General features: G+C 72.6%; 9 protein-coding genes and 1 tRNA gene. 1 reads left to right on the top strand and 9 read right to left on the bottom strand.

The annotated features are described in order from the left end of the window. Nucleotides 1–79: 79 nt before the first annotated feature. On the bottom strand, nt 80–919 hold the full coding sequence (locus ABXJ52_RS20150; protein ID WP_367043995.1) for a nitrilase-related carbon-nitrogen hydrolase: 840 nt from the start codon (nt 917–919) through the stop codon (nt 80–82). A 141-nt stretch (nt 920–1,060) separates the two neighbouring features. Here ABXJ52_RS20150 and ABXJ52_RS20145 point away from each other — a divergent pair, with 141 nt between their 5' ends. Then, a complete protein-coding gene (locus tag ABXJ52_RS20145; protein WP_367043994.1) occupies nt 1,061–2,776 on the top strand; it encodes a bifunctional 3'-5' exonuclease/DNA polymerase in 1,716 nt (571 codons plus the stop codon). Between the two features lie 124 nt (nt 2,777–2,900). Here the strand turns inward: ABXJ52_RS20145 and ABXJ52_RS20140 are convergent, their stop codons facing one another. The 8 genes from ABXJ52_RS20140 to tmk form a co-directional block, all read right to left on the bottom strand. Then, nucleotides 2,901–6,368: a BTAD domain-containing putative transcriptional regulator gene (locus tag ABXJ52_RS20140; protein WP_367049138.1), complete on the bottom strand. Its 3,468-nt coding sequence runs from the start codon at nt 6,366–6,368 to the stop codon at nt 2,901–2,903. Between the two features lie 603 nt (nt 6,369–6,971). Further along, complete coding sequence (locus ABXJ52_RS20135) at nt 6,972–9,170, bottom strand: HAMP domain-containing sensor histidine kinase (protein WP_367043993.1); 2,199 nt, start codon at nt 9,168–9,170, stop codon at nt 6,972–6,974. Next, entirely contained in the window at nt 9,163–9,945 is a 783-nt protein-coding gene (locus tag ABXJ52_RS20130; protein WP_367043992.1) for a response regulator transcription factor, read from the bottom strand. Before ABXJ52_RS20130 ends, ABXJ52_RS20135 begins: the two co-directional genes overlap by 8 nt. A 176-nt stretch (nt 9,946–10,121) precedes the next feature. Continuing rightward, nucleotides 10,122–10,715 (bottom strand): TetR/AcrR family transcriptional regulator, encoded by a 594-nt coding sequence (locus ABXJ52_RS20125; RefSeq protein WP_367043991.1) that lies wholly within the window; start codon nt 10,713–10,715, stop codon nt 10,122–10,124. A 200-nt stretch (nt 10,716–10,915) separates the two neighbouring features. Beyond that, nucleotides 10,916–10,989 (bottom strand) — tRNA-Thr (locus tag ABXJ52_RS20120). Nucleotides 10,990–11,090: 101 nt separating this feature from the next. Continuing rightward, entirely contained in the window at nt 11,091–12,638 is a 1,548-nt protein-coding gene (locus ABXJ52_RS20115) for an alpha/beta hydrolase (protein WP_367043990.1), read from the bottom strand. Nucleotides 12,639–12,755: 117 nt separating this feature from the next. Continuing rightward, entirely contained in the window at nt 12,756–13,961 is a 1,206-nt protein-coding gene (locus ABXJ52_RS20110; RefSeq protein ID WP_367043989.1) for a DNA polymerase III subunit delta', read from the bottom strand. A 244-nt stretch (nt 13,962–14,205) separates the two neighbouring features. Further along, nucleotides 14,206–17,355, bottom strand: coding sequence for a dTMP kinase (gene tmk / locus ABXJ52_RS20105; protein ID WP_367043988.1), 3,150 nt, complete (start codon nt 17,353–17,355; stop codon nt 14,206–14,208). Between the last annotated feature and the right edge of the window lie 56 nt (nt 17,356–17,411).

Genomic DNA, 17,411 nt, shown 5'->3' with positions numbered 1-17,411 from the left:
GCCCGGGTAACGGAGAGGCCCCGCCGCCGCGCCCAGCGGCGGCACAAGACACCGCCCGGCCCGCCGCAAGGCGCAGGCCCTAGCTGTCACCGCCCTCATCGATAAGCCGCCGTACCTCCCGGTCGACCAGGCCCAGCCGCGCCTCAGCGACCAGCGGCACCGCCCGCCGATGCCGCCGCGCCTCATGGACGTCGATGTCCACCGTCACCAGCCCCGGCTCCCACTTCGGCGCCTGCGCCACAACCGCCCCCCGCGGGTCCACCACCCTCGAACCGCCCCAGAACGACGCCCCGTTCTCGTTGCCCACCCGGTTCACGAACACCACCCAGCACTGCAGCATGCGCGCCGTATAGGACAGCAGGGTCTCCCAGTACAGACCCGTGTCCATCGCCTCGGGATCCAGGCTCGCCGCGCTGTTCGTGGGGACGATGATGACCTCGGCACCGTCCTGCACGGCCAGCCACGGCAGCACCGGCTGCCACGCGTCGTTGCAGACGAGGGTCGCGGCACGGCCCCGCCCGCCCGGCAGGTCGTACGCGCGCAGGTGCTGGCCGGGACTGACGTGCTTGCGCTCCTCCCAGGCCAGATAGTTCGGCAGGTACAACTTGCGGTGCGCATGGAGGAGTTGACCGTCCGTGTAGTACGCGGCCGTGTTGTACGCGCGCAAACTCGTGTGCTCGTGCAGGCCGACGATGACGTCGGGCCCCGCGGTGGAAAGCTCCCGGAGGCGGTGGTCCATCGCCTCCAGCGACGTGTCGCGTTCCAGGCCGCCCAGGTGGTACCCGTGCAGGCTCAGCTCGGGAAAGACGACGAGGTCCGCGCCCTGCGCCGCCGCCTGACCGATCTGGTCCCGAGCCTCCGCCAGGTTCTCTTCCACCTCTCCGAGGACACAGTCGGTCTGCGCAAGGGCCACTCTCATGGCTCCGAGCCTCGCAGCGCCCGCCGCGCCCCGCATGTCGGGACACCCGGACGAGCACTCACGCCGAAGAACGAGCAAGGACCGCCCCGGAGGCAAAAGCCGTCCGCCCCGTTGTCAGTGCCTGCTGACACACTCGACCGCATGACCGAAAGGTGGGCCCTCGCCGCCACCGAGGCCGGAGGCGCCACCCTCGCCCCCCTCGGGGAAGACGGCCTGCCCGCAGGGCCGGTGCGGCACGAGCGGGACCTCGCCTCGGCCGTCCGGGCCAGGCCCGACGTCAGCCGCTGGGTCTGGCGCTCCACCGCCGCGATCTATCCGGCGCTGCTCGCGGCGGGCGTCCGCGTAGAGCGGTGTTACGACGTCGAGGACGCCGAGCTGCTCCTGCTCGGTCACGAGGGCCGCCTCGGCGAGCCCCGCTCCGCGGCTGCCGCCTGGGCGCGCCTGCACAACGCCCCGGTGCCGAACGACCCTCCCCCCAGAGCTGCCTCCCCCGGCGCCCAGGACTCCCTCTTCGAGCCGTCCCCCGTGACCTCCCTCCCCTTCGACGCCCTCCTGGAGGTCTACGCCGCGCAGCAGCGAAGACACGAGGCCGCCGAGCATCCCGGCAGGATGCGGCTGCTCACGGCGGCCGAGTCGGCGGGCATGCTGGTGGCCGCCGAGATGAACGTGTCGGGCCTGCCCTGGCGCGCCGACGTCCACCACGCCCTGCTCACCGAACTCCTCGGCGAGCGGTATCCGGGCGGCGGGAGGAACGCGGGCGCGGCCGAACCGCGCCGCCTCGCCGAACTCGCCGACGAGATCTCCGCCGCCTTCGGCCGCCGCGTCCGCCCCGACCTGCCGAACGACGTCATCAAGGCCTTCGCCCAGGCCGGCATCCGGATCAAGTCCACCCGCCGCTGGGAGCTCGAGGAACTCGACCACCCGGCCGTGCGGCCCCTCGTCGAGTACAAGAAGCTGTATCGGATCTGGACGGCGCACGGCTGGAGCTGGCTGCAGGACTGGGTGCGCGACGGCCGCTTCCGGCCCGAGTACACCCCGGGCGGCACCGTCAGCGGCCGCTGGACCACGAACGGTGGCGGCGCGCTGCAGATCCCCAAGATCATCCGGCGGGCGGTCGTCGCCGACCCCGGCTGGCGGCTCGTCGTCGCCGACGCCGACCAGATGGAGCCGCGGGTCCTCGCCGCGATCTCCCGCGACCGGGGCCTGATGGAAGTGGCCGGGAGCCACGAGGATCTGTACACGCGCCTCTCGGACCGCGCGTTCTCCGGCGACCGCGACCACGCCAAGATCGCGCTCCTCGGCGCGGTGTACGGGCAGACGTCGGGCGACGGCCTGAAGAACCTGGCGGCACTGCGCCGCAGATTTCCCGCCGCGGTCGCCTACGTGGACGACGCGGCGAAGGCAGGCGAGGAGGGCAGACTCGTACGGACCTGGCTGGGTCGTACGAGCCCGCCGGCGGCCGGTGCGGGGGACTTCGACGAGGCGGGCATCCCGCAGGAGGACCCCGCTGAACCACCTTCCCAGGAAGGCGAGTTCACTCCTGGCTACGCCTCCAGCAACACCCGCGCCCGTGGCCGCTTCACCCGCAACTTCGTCGTCCAGGGCAGCGCGGCCGACTGGGCCCTGCTGATGCTGGCCGCGCTGCGCCAGTCCATCGCCGCGGCCGGCCTCCGCGCCGAGCTGGTCTTCTTCCAGCACGACGAGGTCATCGTGCACTGCCCGCAGGAGGAGGCCGAAACGGTCACGGCGGCGATCCGCGCGGCCGGGGACCTGGCGGGACGCATCGCGTTCGGCGAGACGCCGGTACGTTTCCCGTTCACCGTGGCAGTGGTGGAGTGCTACGCGGAAGCGAAGTAGGCGTCGGAGAGGGGGGGCTGCGCGCCGCGACGGGGCAGCTGGGGGCCCGGGGTGCCGAGCAGCCGGGGGCCGGGGGTCCGGGGGATCTTCAGCCTGTCGGCGAGACCGTGGTTGAGCCCGCCGTTTAGCCCGTGGGTGAGCCCGCCGTTGCGCCCGCGCCCGTACCGGCACCCGCACCGGCGCCCGCACCCGCACCCGCACCCGCACCCGCGAGCAGCCTCTTCAGCTCACCCGCCACCTCGCTGCTGTCCGTGCCGTCCAGCGATTCGAGCGCCGACTTCCATTGCGCGTATGCCTCTTCGGCGCGCCCCTCGCCGTACAGCAGAAGCCCTCGCTGATGGCGGGCAAGACCCGCCATGTGGGCGTCGGCCCGCTGCTCCGCGCGCTCCAGGAGGTCGGCGCACTCGCGCCCCGCGTCCTGCGTGCGGGACGTCTCGCGCAGGGCGCGGACCATGCCGAGGCGCACCTTGGACTCGTTGTGCCAGTCCTCGGCCTCGCCGTGAATGCGCAGGCTCTCCTCGAAGTGCCGGAGCGCCACGTCCGGTTCGCCGAGGACGAGGTAGGCCTTGCCCATGTCGCAGTGGATCTCCTGGCGCAGACCGACGTGCCCGAGGGTCTCGCCGATCGCCAGGCTCCGCTCGTAGTAGGAGATGGCGGCGCGCGCGTCGGTGTGCTCGTAGACGTTGCCGAGACTGCTGAGGGCGAACGCCTCGCTCAGCGGGTCGTCCATGGCCGTGGCGAGATCCAGGCTCTGGCGCAGTGCCTCGGCTGACTCCTCGTAGCGGCCGAGCGCTTCGAGGAGGAGGCCACGGTTGATGACGCCGCGGTGGACGCACGACATGCGGTCGAGCTTCCGCCACAGGTCGAGGGCCTCGTCGATCAGGCTGAGCGCCGTACCGCTGCGGCCCGACACGTAGTTGAGGCCCGCGAGATCGGTGAGGGCCTGCGCCTCGGCCGCGGTGTCCTTCCAGCGGCGGGCCGCGGTCACCGCGAGGCGGTTGAGGAGGTCCGCCTCGGCGAGGCGGCCACGGCGCTTGAGGTACGAGAAGAAGCAGCGGACCAGCAGGGGCAGGAGGGCGGAGTCGCGGCCGTGGCGGTCGGCGAGTGCGATGACGTTGGCGAGCTCGGTGTCGCCCCAGGCGAAGGCGTCGTCGGTGGACATCGGTGGCACGGCCGGAACGGGACAGCAGTCGGCGTCGCCCCTGTCGTCCGTGTCGTCGGCTTCCGCGCCGCCGTCGGGCGTGGGCGTGTGCGAGTGCCCGTGCGTGTGCGAGTGGCAGTGCGTGTGCGAGTGCCGGGGCAGCAGCCGGTCGGGTACGTCCCCGAGACGGTCGTCGCGGTCGAGTCCCTCCGGCATGATCGCCAGCAGGCTCTGCCGCGCGGACTCCGCGTACCACCGCAGCGCCGACTCCACGACGTCCTTCGCCCCCGCCCCGTCCTGGTGGGCCGCTTCGCGCGCGAAGTCGCGTACGAGGTCGTGCGGGGCGTAGCGGCCGTAGGCCGTCTCGTCGAGGAGCGCGACGTCGACGAGACGGTCGAGTGCGGCCCCCGCACGGCATTCCTCCACGCCCAACAGGCGGGCGACGAGCGGGACTCCGTACGCCGGGAGGTCCAGCGCGCCGATCGCGGCGAGGGCGGCGGCCGCGTCCCGGTCGGACTCGCGCTCCGAGGTGCGCAGCGCGTCCAGCGCCACGGCCAGCGAGCGCCGGACGCTGAGGTCGTCGTGCTCCAGGTGGTGCAGGCGTCCGCCGCTGACGGTGAGGAGTTCGGCGAGGGCGTCGGGGGTGAGCGCGCGGCGGGCGGCGAGGCGGGCCGCGATGATCCGCAGGGCGAGGGGCAGCCGGCCCGCGAGTTCGACCAGGGGGTGCCCCGGGTCGAGCGCCACGCGGCCGGAGACCGCGCGCAGCAGGGCGGCGCTGTCCCCCTCGGAGAGCGGCTCCAGCGGGAAGCGCCCCCCACCGTCGAGTGCGGTGAGCGGAGAACGGCTGGTGACGATGACCGCGCAGCCAGGGCCCGCGGGCAGCAGCGGCCGCACCTGCGCGGCGGTGGCCGCGTCGTCCAGGACCACCAGGGTGCGGGTGGGCGCGAGCAGGGAACGGAGCAACGCGGCTGCGGCGTCCGGGTGTTCGGGGCTCTGACTCGACTCGATGCCGAGATCCCGAAGCAGGGCGGCGAGCGCTTGGCTTGGCGTGAGGGGCGTCATGCCGGGGGTGGCGCCGCGCAGATTGACGTAGAGCTGCCCGTCGGGGAAGTGCTCGCGCAGCCGGTGCGCGACGTGCAGAGCGAGCGCGCTCTTCCCCACGCCTGCCATGCCGGACAGCACAGCAAGGGCGGAAGTACCCCCACCGGCCCCCTGCCCGCCGGGCCCCTGCCCGCCGGGCCCACCGCCCCCGTCCCCCGCAAGAAGGCGCCCCAGGGAACGCACCACGTCCTCGCGCCCGGTGAAGTGGGGCGGCGAGGGCGGAAGTTGGGCGGGGCGGGTGGATGTGTCCCGCCCCCCGAAAGCCCAAGACGCCGGCCCACCGGAGGCCGTGACCTCCCGCCCCCCGGAAGCCGAAGACGCCAGCCCATCCGAGGCCGTGACCTCCCGCCCCCCGGAAGCCGAAACCTCCCACCCACCGGAAGCCCCGGAGGCCGCCCCACCGGAAACCCGGGCCCCTGGCCCACCCGCACCCACGGATGCCCGCCCCTCGGAAGCCCCGGGCTCCCGCCCACCGGAACCCCCGGATGCCCGCCCTCCGGCAGCCCCGGCCGCCAACCCCCCGAAATCCGGAAACGGCCGGTCAACGGGAGCCCAGGACGCACGCCCAGGATCCACCGCGCCGGAAGCCGAGGAGCCCGCAGGCTCCTGCAGTACCTCCCGGTGCGCTTCCCGTACCGAGGCGCCCGGCTCCACGCCCAGTTCGTCCACCAGCCTGCGCCGCAGCTCCCGGTGGACCGCGAGTGCTTCCGCCTGGCGGCCCGTGCGGTGCAGGACCAGCATCAGTTGCCGGTGGAAGGCCTCCCGCAGGGGATACTCGGCGACCAGCTCCGCAAGCTCCGGCACGAGGCCCCCGCCACCGGTCCCGGCCGCGATCTCAGCGTCGTACCGCAGTTCGAGGGCGAGGAGCCGCGCCTCCTCCAGGCGCGGTACGAGCGCGTGGCCCGCCGCGTCCGCGGGCAGTCCGTCCAGCGGGGCGCCCCGCCACAGGGCGAGCGCGCCGGACGCGGCCGACACACAGCCCTCCCAGTCACGCCCGGCGTGCGCGGCCCTGGCCTGCGCGACCAGCTGCTCGAAGACCCGTACGTCCAACTCGCCGTCGGCCACCCGCAACCGGTACCCCGGAGGCACCGCCCGCAGCCGGTCCGGGTCGTCCAGGAGCCGGCGTAGCCGCGTCACGTGGTTCTGCAGCGAGGCGTGCGCGGAAGCGGGCGGAGCGCCGCCCCACAGTGCGTCCTTGAGGGCCTCGACGGAGACCACCCTGTCCGGTTCGAGCAGCAAGGCGCCAAGCAGCGCACGCCCCTTGGCGCTCTGCACGGGCTGCGGCTCGCCCTCGGCGTCGTACACGGCCGGCGCGCCCAGGAGCCCGAACCGCAACCCGTCGCACCGCACGTCCACGCCATCTCCCGCCAACCGTTGGCCTCATGTTAGCGATCGGTTGGCAGGCCCTGATGGGATCAGAACATCGGGCCCGGCCCCGCCGGTACTCGCGCCAAGCGCGTAACTCGGGGGAGTGTCACCGTTGTGGCCGGGCCCGCTCAGTCACTACGACGCCCCCGCAACTTCCTTGCGGGGTTGGGGCGTTGCGGCGCACGCAAAGCCATAGCAGTCCCGCGCCCGGAACTTCACCCGCGCGGGCGGCGCCGTATCCACGCCGGAAGCGCCGCCCTCACGCACCTCGGGCCCACGCTGCGGCCTCCGGATTCCGGCACCAAGTGCTCACGGATTTCCCACCATTCGCCCACCACGCGCGTACGTGGGCGGGCCACCGCGCCAGCCCTCGGCACAGTATCCCCCGGTAACACCCGCCTACCCCCGGCGTCAGCCATCTCAGCCCCCCCTCGCAGTGGCATTCTCAGCCCCCCCCTCGCAGCGGCCGTCTCAACCCCCACCGCAGCGGCCATCACAGCGGCCGTCTCATCACCCATCACAGCGGCCGTCCCAGCACCCCTCTCCCCTCGCCCGCCCCGCCCCTCCCGCAAACCCCCGCACCCATCACTCCGCCGGCACCCGCACCGTGAACACCGCCCCCTCCCCCGGCGCGCTCCGTGCCGTCACCGTCCCGCCGTGCCCCTCCACCAACTGCCGGACGATCGCGAGGCCGAGCCCGCTGCCGCCCGTCGCCCGCGTACGCGACTTGTCCGCGCGCCAGAAGCGGTCGAAGACGTACGGCAGGTCATCGGGGTCGATACCGCTCCCGGTGTCGGCGACTTCCACCACCACCTCGTCGAGCGTGGCCCGGCAGCTGATCGTCACGCTGCCGCCGTCGGGGGTGTGCCGGATCGCGTTGGAGACCAGGTTGCCGATGGCCTGGCGGAGCCGGAGCGGATCGGCCGTGAAACACGGATCGCCGAGCGTCGTCGCGCTCAGCCGCACACCCGCCGTTTCGGCACCCGCCTGGTGCGCCGCCGCGACCTGGTCCACGACGTCGGACGCGTGTACGGGCTCGCGGTGCAGCCGGAGCGTACCGGCGTCGGCCGCGGCGAGATCCTGCAGGTCGTTGACGATGTGCTGGAGGAGCACGGCCTCTTCGAGGAGCGAGGAGACCAGTTCCGGATCGGTGGCGACCACGCCGTCCTCGGCCGCCTCCAGCCAGCCACGGATGTTCGAAAGCGGCGTTCGCAACTCGTGCGCGACGTCGCTCACCATGGCCTGACGCTGATCCTCCAGAGCCTTGCGATGAGCAGCCATGTCGTTGAAGGCGTCGGCGAGTTGGCGGATCTCGCCCGCCGACCCCGCCGAGCGCGCCGTGACGGGTTCGGCCGCCTCGCCCGTCTTCATCCGCTGCGTCGCGGCGGTCAGCGCCCGCAGCGGGCGCGTCAGCCGGGACGCGGCGAAGGCGGTGACGGCGACGGTCACCGCGAGGATGCCCGCCGAAAGGCCAGCGAGGCGTGCGGTGTTGGCGCCGGAGAGACTGAACCCGGCGTTCTCTCCCGCGCGGGCCGCCGCGGCACGCGAACCGTCGGAGGCGGTGACGAACAGGAGCGCGGGCGCGGAGACATACGGACCGAGCTGCTCGCGCCGGGCGCTGCCGACGCAGGCGGCGGTCTTGGTGTCGAACTCGCTGTCGACGCGACTGACACCGCCCGACGGCCCGACGGGGTACGACGATTCCGCGGGGGTGCTCGTGGGCGTGCCCCGCCCTGCGCGCGGAGCGCTCGGCACCGGGGAGGCACCCTGCTCGGCCCGGTCACCCGGCTTGGCGGGCGGGTCCGTGTCGGTGGGCGGGTCCGTACCGGTGGGCGGGTCCGTGCCGGTGGGCGGGTTCGCGTCGGCAGGCGGGACTGTTCCCGTAGGCGAGCCCGTATCCGTAGGCGGTTCGCTCGGAGAGATGTAGCCCTCGGTTCGCCGGTCGAACTCCCCCACCGACTGCCACCACGTCAGATCGAGCCCGACCTTGACGGGCGGGGCGTCCCCGCGCCGCAGGCACGCGTTGGTGAGTTCGTTGAGCCGGTCGAGCGCCTTGCTCTCGGTACGGGTGGGCATGTCGAGCCGGTAATCGCGGCAACTGGAGTCGAGGAGGTCGGACGGGTCGTTGGGGGCCTCGACGCGTGGACGCCCGCTCGGCCCTTGCACGGCATGGGCGGAAACCCCGAGGTCACGCATGCAGCCGACGACGCCGGCGGCCACCTTCGCCAGCTCTTCGCGCTCCGCCTCCGGCAGTCGGAAGGGCCCGACCGCGCGCGGATCGATGCGGTCCTGCCCCCCGTGTCCCCCGCCCCCGGCCGCCGCGTCCGCACGCCCCGCACCGGCGGTCAACGCCCCGTCGACGGCGAGCGGATCGACGACGGCGGACGCCTTGGACGGCAACCCGACCCCGGCGGCCCCCTTGCCGTCCTCGCCGGCCCCGGCCCCCTTGCTGCCGCTGTCGCCGCTACCGCCGCTACCGACCCGCGAGTCGGCGATGACCACACGGTTTTGCGTGGTCAGGGCGATACGCCGACCGGTCTTCCGGGCCAGCTCCCGTACCGACTTCTCGGCGTCCCGCCACCCCGGCGCACCGGCCGCGAGACCGAGCAACTCGTCGTAGACACGGGCGTCGTCGGCAAGTACCTGCCCCTGCTCCTGCCGGATCGCGCCGGACGTGGTCTGCGCGGCGAGCCAGGCGGTGGCCGCGATCGAGACCAGGGAGACGAGCACGGAGACGGCGAGCAGCCGGGGCAGCAGACTCTTCCGGAACGGTATGTCACGCACCACGTCGCGCCGCCGCCCCGAGGGCGGCGTCGAGGGCAGCGTCGAGGCCCCCCGCACCCGTGAGCTTGTAGCCGACGCCGAAGACCGTCACCAGATACCGCGGCCTGCGCGGATCGATCTCGATCTTCTTGCGCAGATTCAGTACGTGTACGTCGACCGTGCGCGCCGATATGTACCCGGACGACCCATGAATACGATCAAGCAACTGGGGCCGCGTGAACACCCGCTCAGGCTCCGCCGCAAGCGCCGCGAGCAGCTCGAACTCCCCCGGAGTGCATTCGACGAGCCGCCCGTCCACGGTCACCTCGTGCCGCACCGGGTCCACGGAGAGCCCGCCCACCCGCAGCACACGCGGCACGGCCTCGGCACCGTCGACGACGGGGTGGTGCGTGCCCCGGGAGCGCCGCAGCAGCGTACGGACGCGGGCCATCAGCTCGCGCGGGCTGTAGGGCTTCGTCAGATAGTCGTCGGCCCCGAGATCGAGCCCGAGCAGCAGATCGTCCTCGGTCGTGCGGGCGGTCAGCATCAGAATCGGAATGCCGGAAACGGGCCCGCCAGCGTTCCCGCCCCGCAGGACGCGCGTGACGCCGAGTCCGTCGACCCGCGGCATCATCACATCGAGCACGAGCAGATCCGGCGGCCTGCGCCGCACCTCGTCGATCGCGGCGCGCCCGTCGTGGACGACGGCGACCGTGTGGCCCTCACGCTCCAGATAGCGGCGGACCAGCTCGGCCTGTTTCTCGTCATCCTCCGCGACCAGGACAAAAGCGCACATGGCGTCGAGCATAGGCGGGGCGGTAGGGGCCTGACCGGGTACGGACAGCGGCCTGACAGGATCCTCATAACTCCCGGCAGGCTGCCTACACCTCGTATGCCTTGTAACCGGGTACGCGCTGGATGAGATGAGTGGCGGTGACCTTGAACCAGGCAACGGCGCCGGGCGAGCGAACCTCAGGCCACGATCGACCGAAAGATCCGCTCCGGCAGCACCCCGGCAGCCTCATCGAGATCGACATCATCGAAACCGGCCAACCAACGCCGCGCGGTGGCGACGACAGGCCCCAGGACCAGCCCCTCGATCAAGGGCATGGGAAGCGGAGCGACCTCACCCGAGTCGACGTGCTGCTGCATCCAGGCGGTCAACGGAGAGAGCCTGGCCTCCTGCGCGTCACGGAGCTGCCTGGCCTGAGCCATCCCGAGCCGGTCGGCGTACGAAGAGTGCAAGAGGCGGGCGGCGTCAGGGTTCGCCTGGATGAAATCCAGGTAGGCCCGCACGAGAGAACGGACACCGGTACGGGCCGTACGGGACCGCTCCACGGAAGCGGCGAGCTCGGCAAGGAGCCGCCCGAGCCAACGCAGCAACAACGCGTTCATGAGGCCGTCGACGCTGCCGAAGTGGTGGTAGAGGCTACCAAGACTGACACCACTCGCCTTGGTGAGCGCACCGACGGTCACGCCCTGCTCGCCGGATTCGGCGTACACCCGGAGCGCGGCATCCAGGAGTCGACCGGCGGTCTCTTCACCGCGCTGCTGCTTGGGGCTCATGGTCCGCCCAGCCTAGAGCAACCTGGAGGCCCTCATTCCTGAAACTCATTTCTAGAAAACTCTTCCAATAGAGCTCCCGGGAAACCGCACCGCACACCCACCCGCCGCACTGCCAACTACCCAACTGCCCATCTGCCGCGACAACCCCAGGCAAAGCAAAAGCCCCAGGTCACGGCGAGTGAGTCCTGGGGCTTCTACGGAGCCGCCTTCGGGATTCGAACCCGAGACCTACGCATTACGAGTGCGTTGCTCTGGCCATCTGAGCTAAGGCGGCACGCGTCCCGCACCTATGGTGCGATCAGCAGCGACGCCAAGTCTACACAGTTTCCGGGGGTGCTCCGTCCACCCCCGGCAGGCGGGACTCCCCGGCCCGCGTCACCCCTGCGAGCAGCGCTTTCCGTCGTCCGGGGCCTTGCCCTTCAGCAAGTACGCGTTGATCGCGGAGTCCACGCACTTGCTGCCGCGTCCGTACGCCGTGTGGCCGTCACCCTCGTAGGTGAGCAGCTTGCCGGAGGAGAGCTGGTCGGCCAGGGACTCGGCCCAGCGGTAGGGGGTCGCCGGGTCGCGCGTGGTGCCGACCACGACGATCGGGGCCGCGCCGTCCGCCTTGATGCGCTGCGGCTCGCCCGTCGCCTTCACCGGCCAGTACGCGCAGTTCAGCGAGGCCCAGGCCAGGCCCTCGCCGAAGACCGGGGAGGCCTTCTCGAAGTCCGGGAGGGATTTCCTCACGTCGGCGGCCGAGTCGAAGGCGGGGGGCAGGTCAAGGCAGTTCACGGCGGCGTTGGCGAACATCAGGTTCGCGTACGTCCCGTCGCCGTCACGCTCGTAGTAGCTGTCCGAGAGGGAGAGGAGGCCCGCGCCGTCCTTGTCCCTCATCGCGGTGGCCAGCGCCGTGCGCAGCTGGGGCCAGGCCCCTTCGTCGTACATCGCGGCGATCACGCCCGTCGTGGCGAGCGCCTCGCCGAGCTTGCGGCCGTCGGAGTCACCGGTCGGGATCGGCGCGCGGTCCAGTTCGTCGAAGAAGGACTTGAGTCGCTTGCCCGCGTCCGACTCGCTCCCCGTGCCGAGCGGGCAGTCCGGCCGGCCCACGCAGTCCTTCGCGAACGACCGGAACGCCGTCTCGAAGCCCGCCGTCTGGTCACGGTTCATGCGGCGCGCCGGCAGCGACGGGTCCATCGCGCCGTCCAGGACGAGGCGCCCGACGCGGTCGGGGTAGAGCCCCGCGTAGGTCGCACCCAGGAACGTGCCGTACGAAGCACCCACGTAGCTCAGCTTCTCGTCGCCGAGCGCCGCGCGCAGGATGTCCATGTCGCGGGCCGTCTCCACCGTGGAGACATGCGGCAGCACCTCGCCGGACCGCTTCTCGCAGCCTGCCGCGAACTTCCTGAACGAGAGCGACAGTTGGCCGGCCTCGCGCTCGTCGTCCGGGGTGACGTCCGTCTGCGTGTACGCGTCCATCTGCTTGCCGTCGAGGCAGGTGACGGGCTCGCTGCGGGCCACGCCGCGCGGGTCGACCGCCGCCATGTCGTACTGGGCGCGGACCGCTTCGGGGTAGCCGAGGGCCGCGTACGACTGGAGGTAGCCGATCGCCGAGCCGCCGGGGCCGCCCGGGTTGACCAGGAGCGAGCCGAGGCGCTTACCGGGCCCCGTGGCCTTCTTCCGGGAGACGGCGAGCTTGATCGCCGGGCCGTCCGGCTTCGCGTAGTCCAGCGGCGCCCGCATCGTGGAGCACTCGAAGCCGGCGACGCCGCACTCGCGCCAGTTCAGCTTCTGCTCGTAGTACGGGGACAGCTCCTGCGGGGTGGCGCGGGGCAGCGCGGCCATGGACACGTCCGCCGTCGTGCTCCCGGCCGAGCAGCCGGAGATGAGCAGTCCGGCGGCCAGGAACGCGGTCGCGGGGGTGCGGAGTCCTCTGATGCGCATCACGTGAGCGTAACGCCATGCATTGGATCGGTGACGCAAAGTGCCCGTACGGGTGACACCGTCAACCGGTCGGCACGGTCAACCACCCGGCTCACTCGGCCGCCGACGTGGCCCCCGCTAACCCGCCCGCAACGCCACCGTCATGGCCTCCACCGCGAGCAGCGGCGCCACATTGCGGTCCAGTGCCGTGCGGCAGGCACCGATCGCCTCGATGCGGCGCAGGGTGGACTCGGGCGATGTGCCGCGCGCGAGGCGCTCCAACATGTCGAGCACCTCCGTGTTGGCGAGCGCCACGCGCGAGCCGAGCTGGAGGGTGAGCACGTCTCGGTAGACACCGGTCAGCTCGATGAGCGCGAGGTCGAGACTGTCGCGCTGGGTGCGGGTCTTGCGGCGCTTCTGCCGGTCCTCGAGTTCCTTCATGACGCCCGCCGTGCCGCGCGGCATCCGGCCGCCCTTCTCCGCGCCGAGCGCCGCCCTCAGGTCGTCGGTCTCCTTGACGTCGACCTCCTCGGCGACCTGCTTCGCGTCGTCGCCCGCGGTGTCGATCAGCTCCTGCGCCGCCCTGAGGCAGCCGCCGATGTCCTCCACCCGCAGGGGCAGCTTGAGCACGGCGGCACGGCGCTCGCGTGCCCGCGGGTCGGTCGCGAGCCGGCGGGCGCGGCCGATGTGTCCCTGGGTGGCACGCGCGGCGGCGGCGGCGACATCGGGCTCGATGCCGTCACGCCGGATGAGCACGTCCGCCACGGCCTCCACCGGAGGCGTACGCAGCGTCAGATGGCGGCAGCGCGAGCGGATGGTGGGCAGCACGTCCTCCAGGGAGGGCGCGCAGAGCAGCCATACGGTGCGGGGGGCGGGCTCTTCCACGGCCTTCAGGAGGACGTTGCCCGCGCCCTCGGTGAGACGGTCGGCGTCCTCCAGGACGATGACCTGCCAGCGGCCACCGGCGGGCGACATCTGGGCCCGCCTGACCAGCTCACGGGTCTCCTTGACGCCGATGGACAGCAGGTCCGTACGCACTACTTCGACGTCGGCGTGCGTGCCGACCAGGCTCGTGTGGCAACCGTCGCAGAAGCCGCAGCCGGGGGCGCCCCCGAGCGCGCGGTCCGGGCTGGTGCACTGGAGCGCCGCCCCGAAGGCGCGGGCGGCGGTGGACCGCCCGGAGCCGGGCGGTCCGGTGAACAGCCAGGCGTGCGTCATCTTCGACGCCTCGGGCACGGGGGTGCCTGCGGCCACGGCGGTGACCAGGGTGTCGGCGTCCCGGGCGGCGGCACCGAGCTGCTCACTCACCCGCTCCTGGCCCACCAGGTCGTCCCATACGGTCATCGCTCACCGCCTCCGCCCTGCTCTGTACTTCCCACGTCGCACGTCGCGATTTCCTCGCGTCGCACGTCGCGGCTTCCTCGCGCGGCACGTGGCGACTTCTCCGCGCCGCATGTCGCGCGCCTTCGGAATTCATTGTGGAGCACGCCACTGACAACGCGGACTCAGCAGAGGCTCAGCGCTTCAGCGCCTCAGCACTTCAGCGCCTCGACACTTCAGCACCTCGGCACTTCAGCGCCTCAGCACCTCAACGCCTGTTCCGCCCCCGGCCGCCGCCGCCCCGGCCGTCCTCGTCCTCGTCCCGCTCCCCCAGCAACTCGTCCGCCAGCGAAGGCAGATCGTCCAGCGGAGTCTCCTCCGCCCAGTCCGAGCGAGGCCGCTGACGCGGCTCTCCGTTCTCATCGACCTGGGGCAGCTCGCGGGTGCGGTCGTTCCCACCGTCGGGCGACGGCGCGGGGCGCTCGTCACGGAAGTAACCCGGCGGCACCTTGTCCTCCCGTACGGAAGGCAGCACGGCCGTCTCGTCGGCGGCACCCGGAACGGGCGGCTGCGGCAGCACCTCGGTCTCCTCCGAGGCGGAGGTGTCCCGCACCTGCGGAAGCACCGCGGTCTCATCGGCCGCGCCCGGCTGCACGATAGGCGTGGGCACAGTCGTCTCGTTGTCCGGAACGGCATCCGAAGGAGACGCGGACGGAGCCGACGGAGCCGCAGGCTTCGCAGCCGGAGCCGGAGCCGGAGCCGGAGCCGGAGCAGCCGCAGGCTTCGGAGCAGGCGCAGGAGCCGCAGCCGCCGCGCTCGAAGCAGCCGCCGCCGCGGCCGCGGAAGCCGCCGCCAGGCGTCGCGCCTCCTCGGCCCGCAGCAGCGCCTCTTCGGCCTTGCGCTGCTTCTCGACGCGTCGCGCCTCGGCCTCGGCACGCAGCCGCGCCTCTTCCTCCGCCTCCTGGCGGCGCCGCGCCTCCTCTGCCGCCCGCACCTTCTCCTCGGCGAGCAGTCGTGCCTGCTCCTCCGCGGCCCGGCGCTTCGCCTCCTCGGCGCGCTGCCTTGCCTCCTCCGCCTGCCGTTCGGCCTCGCGGCGCTGAGCCTCCTCCAGCTCGCGGCGCTTGCGCTCCTCCTCCTCGGCACGGAGCTTGGCGAGCTGCTCCTGGCGCTCGCGCTCGACCCGCTCCTCCTCGGCCTTGCGCGCGGCTTCTTCCTCGGCCTTGCGGCGCGCCTCTTCCTCGGCCGCCTTGCGGGCCTCTTCCTGTGCCTTCACCTCGGCCTCGGAGAGCGGCAGCATCAGGTCGAGCCGGTGCCGGGCGACGGTCGTGACCGCCTCCGGCTCCTGAGCGGCGTCGATCACCAGATAGCGCCCCGGGTCGGCGGCGGCGAGCGTCAGGAAACCGGAGCGCACGCGCGCGTGGAACTCCGCGGGCTCCGACTCAAGTCGGTCGGGCGCCTCGGTGAAGCGCTCGCGGGCCGCCTCCGGGGAGACGTCGAGCAGCACCGTCAGGTGCGGCACGAGCCCTGCCGTCGCCCACCGCGAGATACGGGCGATCTCGGTCGGGGACAGATCGCGGCCCGCGCCCTGGTAGGCCACCGACGAGTCGATGTACCGGTCGGAGACGACGACCGCGCCCCGCTCAAGGGCGGGACGTACGACCGTGTCGACGTGCTCGGCGCGGTCGGCGGCGTACAGAAGTGCTTCGGCGCGGTGCGAGAGGCCGGCCGACGAGACGTCGAGCAGGATCGAGCGCAGCCGCTTGCCGACCGGGGTCGCCCCCGGCTCGCGCGTCACGACGACCTCGTGGCCCTTGGCCCGGATCCACTCGGCGAGCGCCTCGGCCTGCGTCGACTTGCCGGCGCCGTCGCCGCCCTCCAGGGCGATGAAGAAGCCCGTGGCCGCGATCCCCTGCTCGGGGTCGTCGCCGCCGCGCAGCGCGTCCCGCAGGTCGTGGCGCAGCGGCACACCCTGCCGGTCGTCGATCTTGGCGAGGACCAGCGCGGCCACCGGCAGGAGCAGCGCGCCCACCAGCATCAGCGTGAAGGCGGCGCCACCGTGGTCGAAGACGAACTTGCCGTTGACGAAGCGGTGCGGACCGATCGCCGCCGCGACCACCGGGGCGATGAGCGCGCCGAGCGCGATGAAGAGGCGTACGACCGCCTGGAGATGTTCCGTCGTGCGCGCCCTGCGGTAGTCCTCGACCTCCTGGTCGAGCAGCGCGTGCCCGGTGTGCGCGGCGATACCCGCCGCCACCCCGGCGAGCGCCAGGAGCAGCAGCACGGTCGTCACATCGGGCACGAGGCCCGCGGCGAGCAGCGCGACGCCGGTGAGGGCGATCGCGAGCGCGAGCAGCCTGCGGCGCGAGAGCGAGGGCAGCAGCGAGGGTGACGTACGGATACCGACGACGGTGCCGCCGGTCAGCGCGAGGACGATCAGGCCGTACGTGACGGGCCCGCCGTCCAGGTCCTTGGCGTGCAGCACGGCGACCGCGACGGAGGCCGCGACGGCCCCGGCGATGGCGGCGCAGGCGGCGACGAGCAGCGGGATCGCGCCGGTGCGGCCGCGGTCGGTGCCGCTGCCGGTGCGCGGCCTGCGCAACCCTTCGAGCGGGCTACGCGCGCGTGGCGTCTGCGTGGCGGGAAGTTCGAGGAAGTAGACGATCGACAGCGAGGCCGCGAAGAGCCCGGCGGCCACGAACGAGGCAAGCCCCGCCTGGTGCACCTCGAACCAGTCGATCCCGGCGCCCAGCAGATTCCCGACCAGGGTGATGGCGACGAGCGCGGCGGCCGCGATCGGCAGCGCGATGAATCCCGTACGCAGCGACAGGCGCCGCAGCGCGTCCATGTGGTCCGGCAGCGGCCGCACCGTCGCGCCCTCCAGAGGCGGGGCGGGCAGCAGCGCGGGCGCCGCGCTCTCGCGGCAGACCGTCCAGAAGCGTTCGGCGACGCCGATCACGAAGGCGGTCACGAGCAGCATCGCGAGCGCGTTGTCCGGGGTCCAGTCGATCCACAGCGGCGCGACGATCAGCAGCCCGGCCCGCAGACCGTCCGACACGACCATCGTCCAGCGCCGGTCCAGCGGCCCGTCCGGTGAGGTGATCGAGCTCAGCGGCCCGAGAAGCACCGCCCCGAAGAGCAGCGTCGCGAGAACGCGTGCTCCGAAGACGGCGGTGACCGCGAACGCGACCCCTCGATAGCCGCCCCCGAACGCCGCCTCGGCGATGGCCGCTTGAAGGGCGAGCACCACCAGGACGAGCAGGGCGAGGGCATCGCCGACATTGCCGACGAGCTGGGCGCTCCAGAGCCTCTTCAGCTGCGGTACGCGCAGCAAGGCGCGGACAGCACGCTCTCGGGAATCTGCGACCAGGGCGTCGTCGGGGGCCGGGTTTCCGGCCGTTGGCTGCTCTGCACGCGTCATCCGTCCAGCCTATCCGCACGGTGTGACACTCCGAAGGGGCGCCCGAACAAACGGGC

Source organism: Streptomyces sp. Je 1-332 (assembly GCF_040730185.1).
GTDB lineage: Bacteria > Actinomycetota > Actinomycetes > Streptomycetales > Streptomycetaceae > Streptomyces.
Note: the sequence above shows the minus strand (reverse complement) of the source record. Positions and strands in the feature narration are given on the sequence as shown.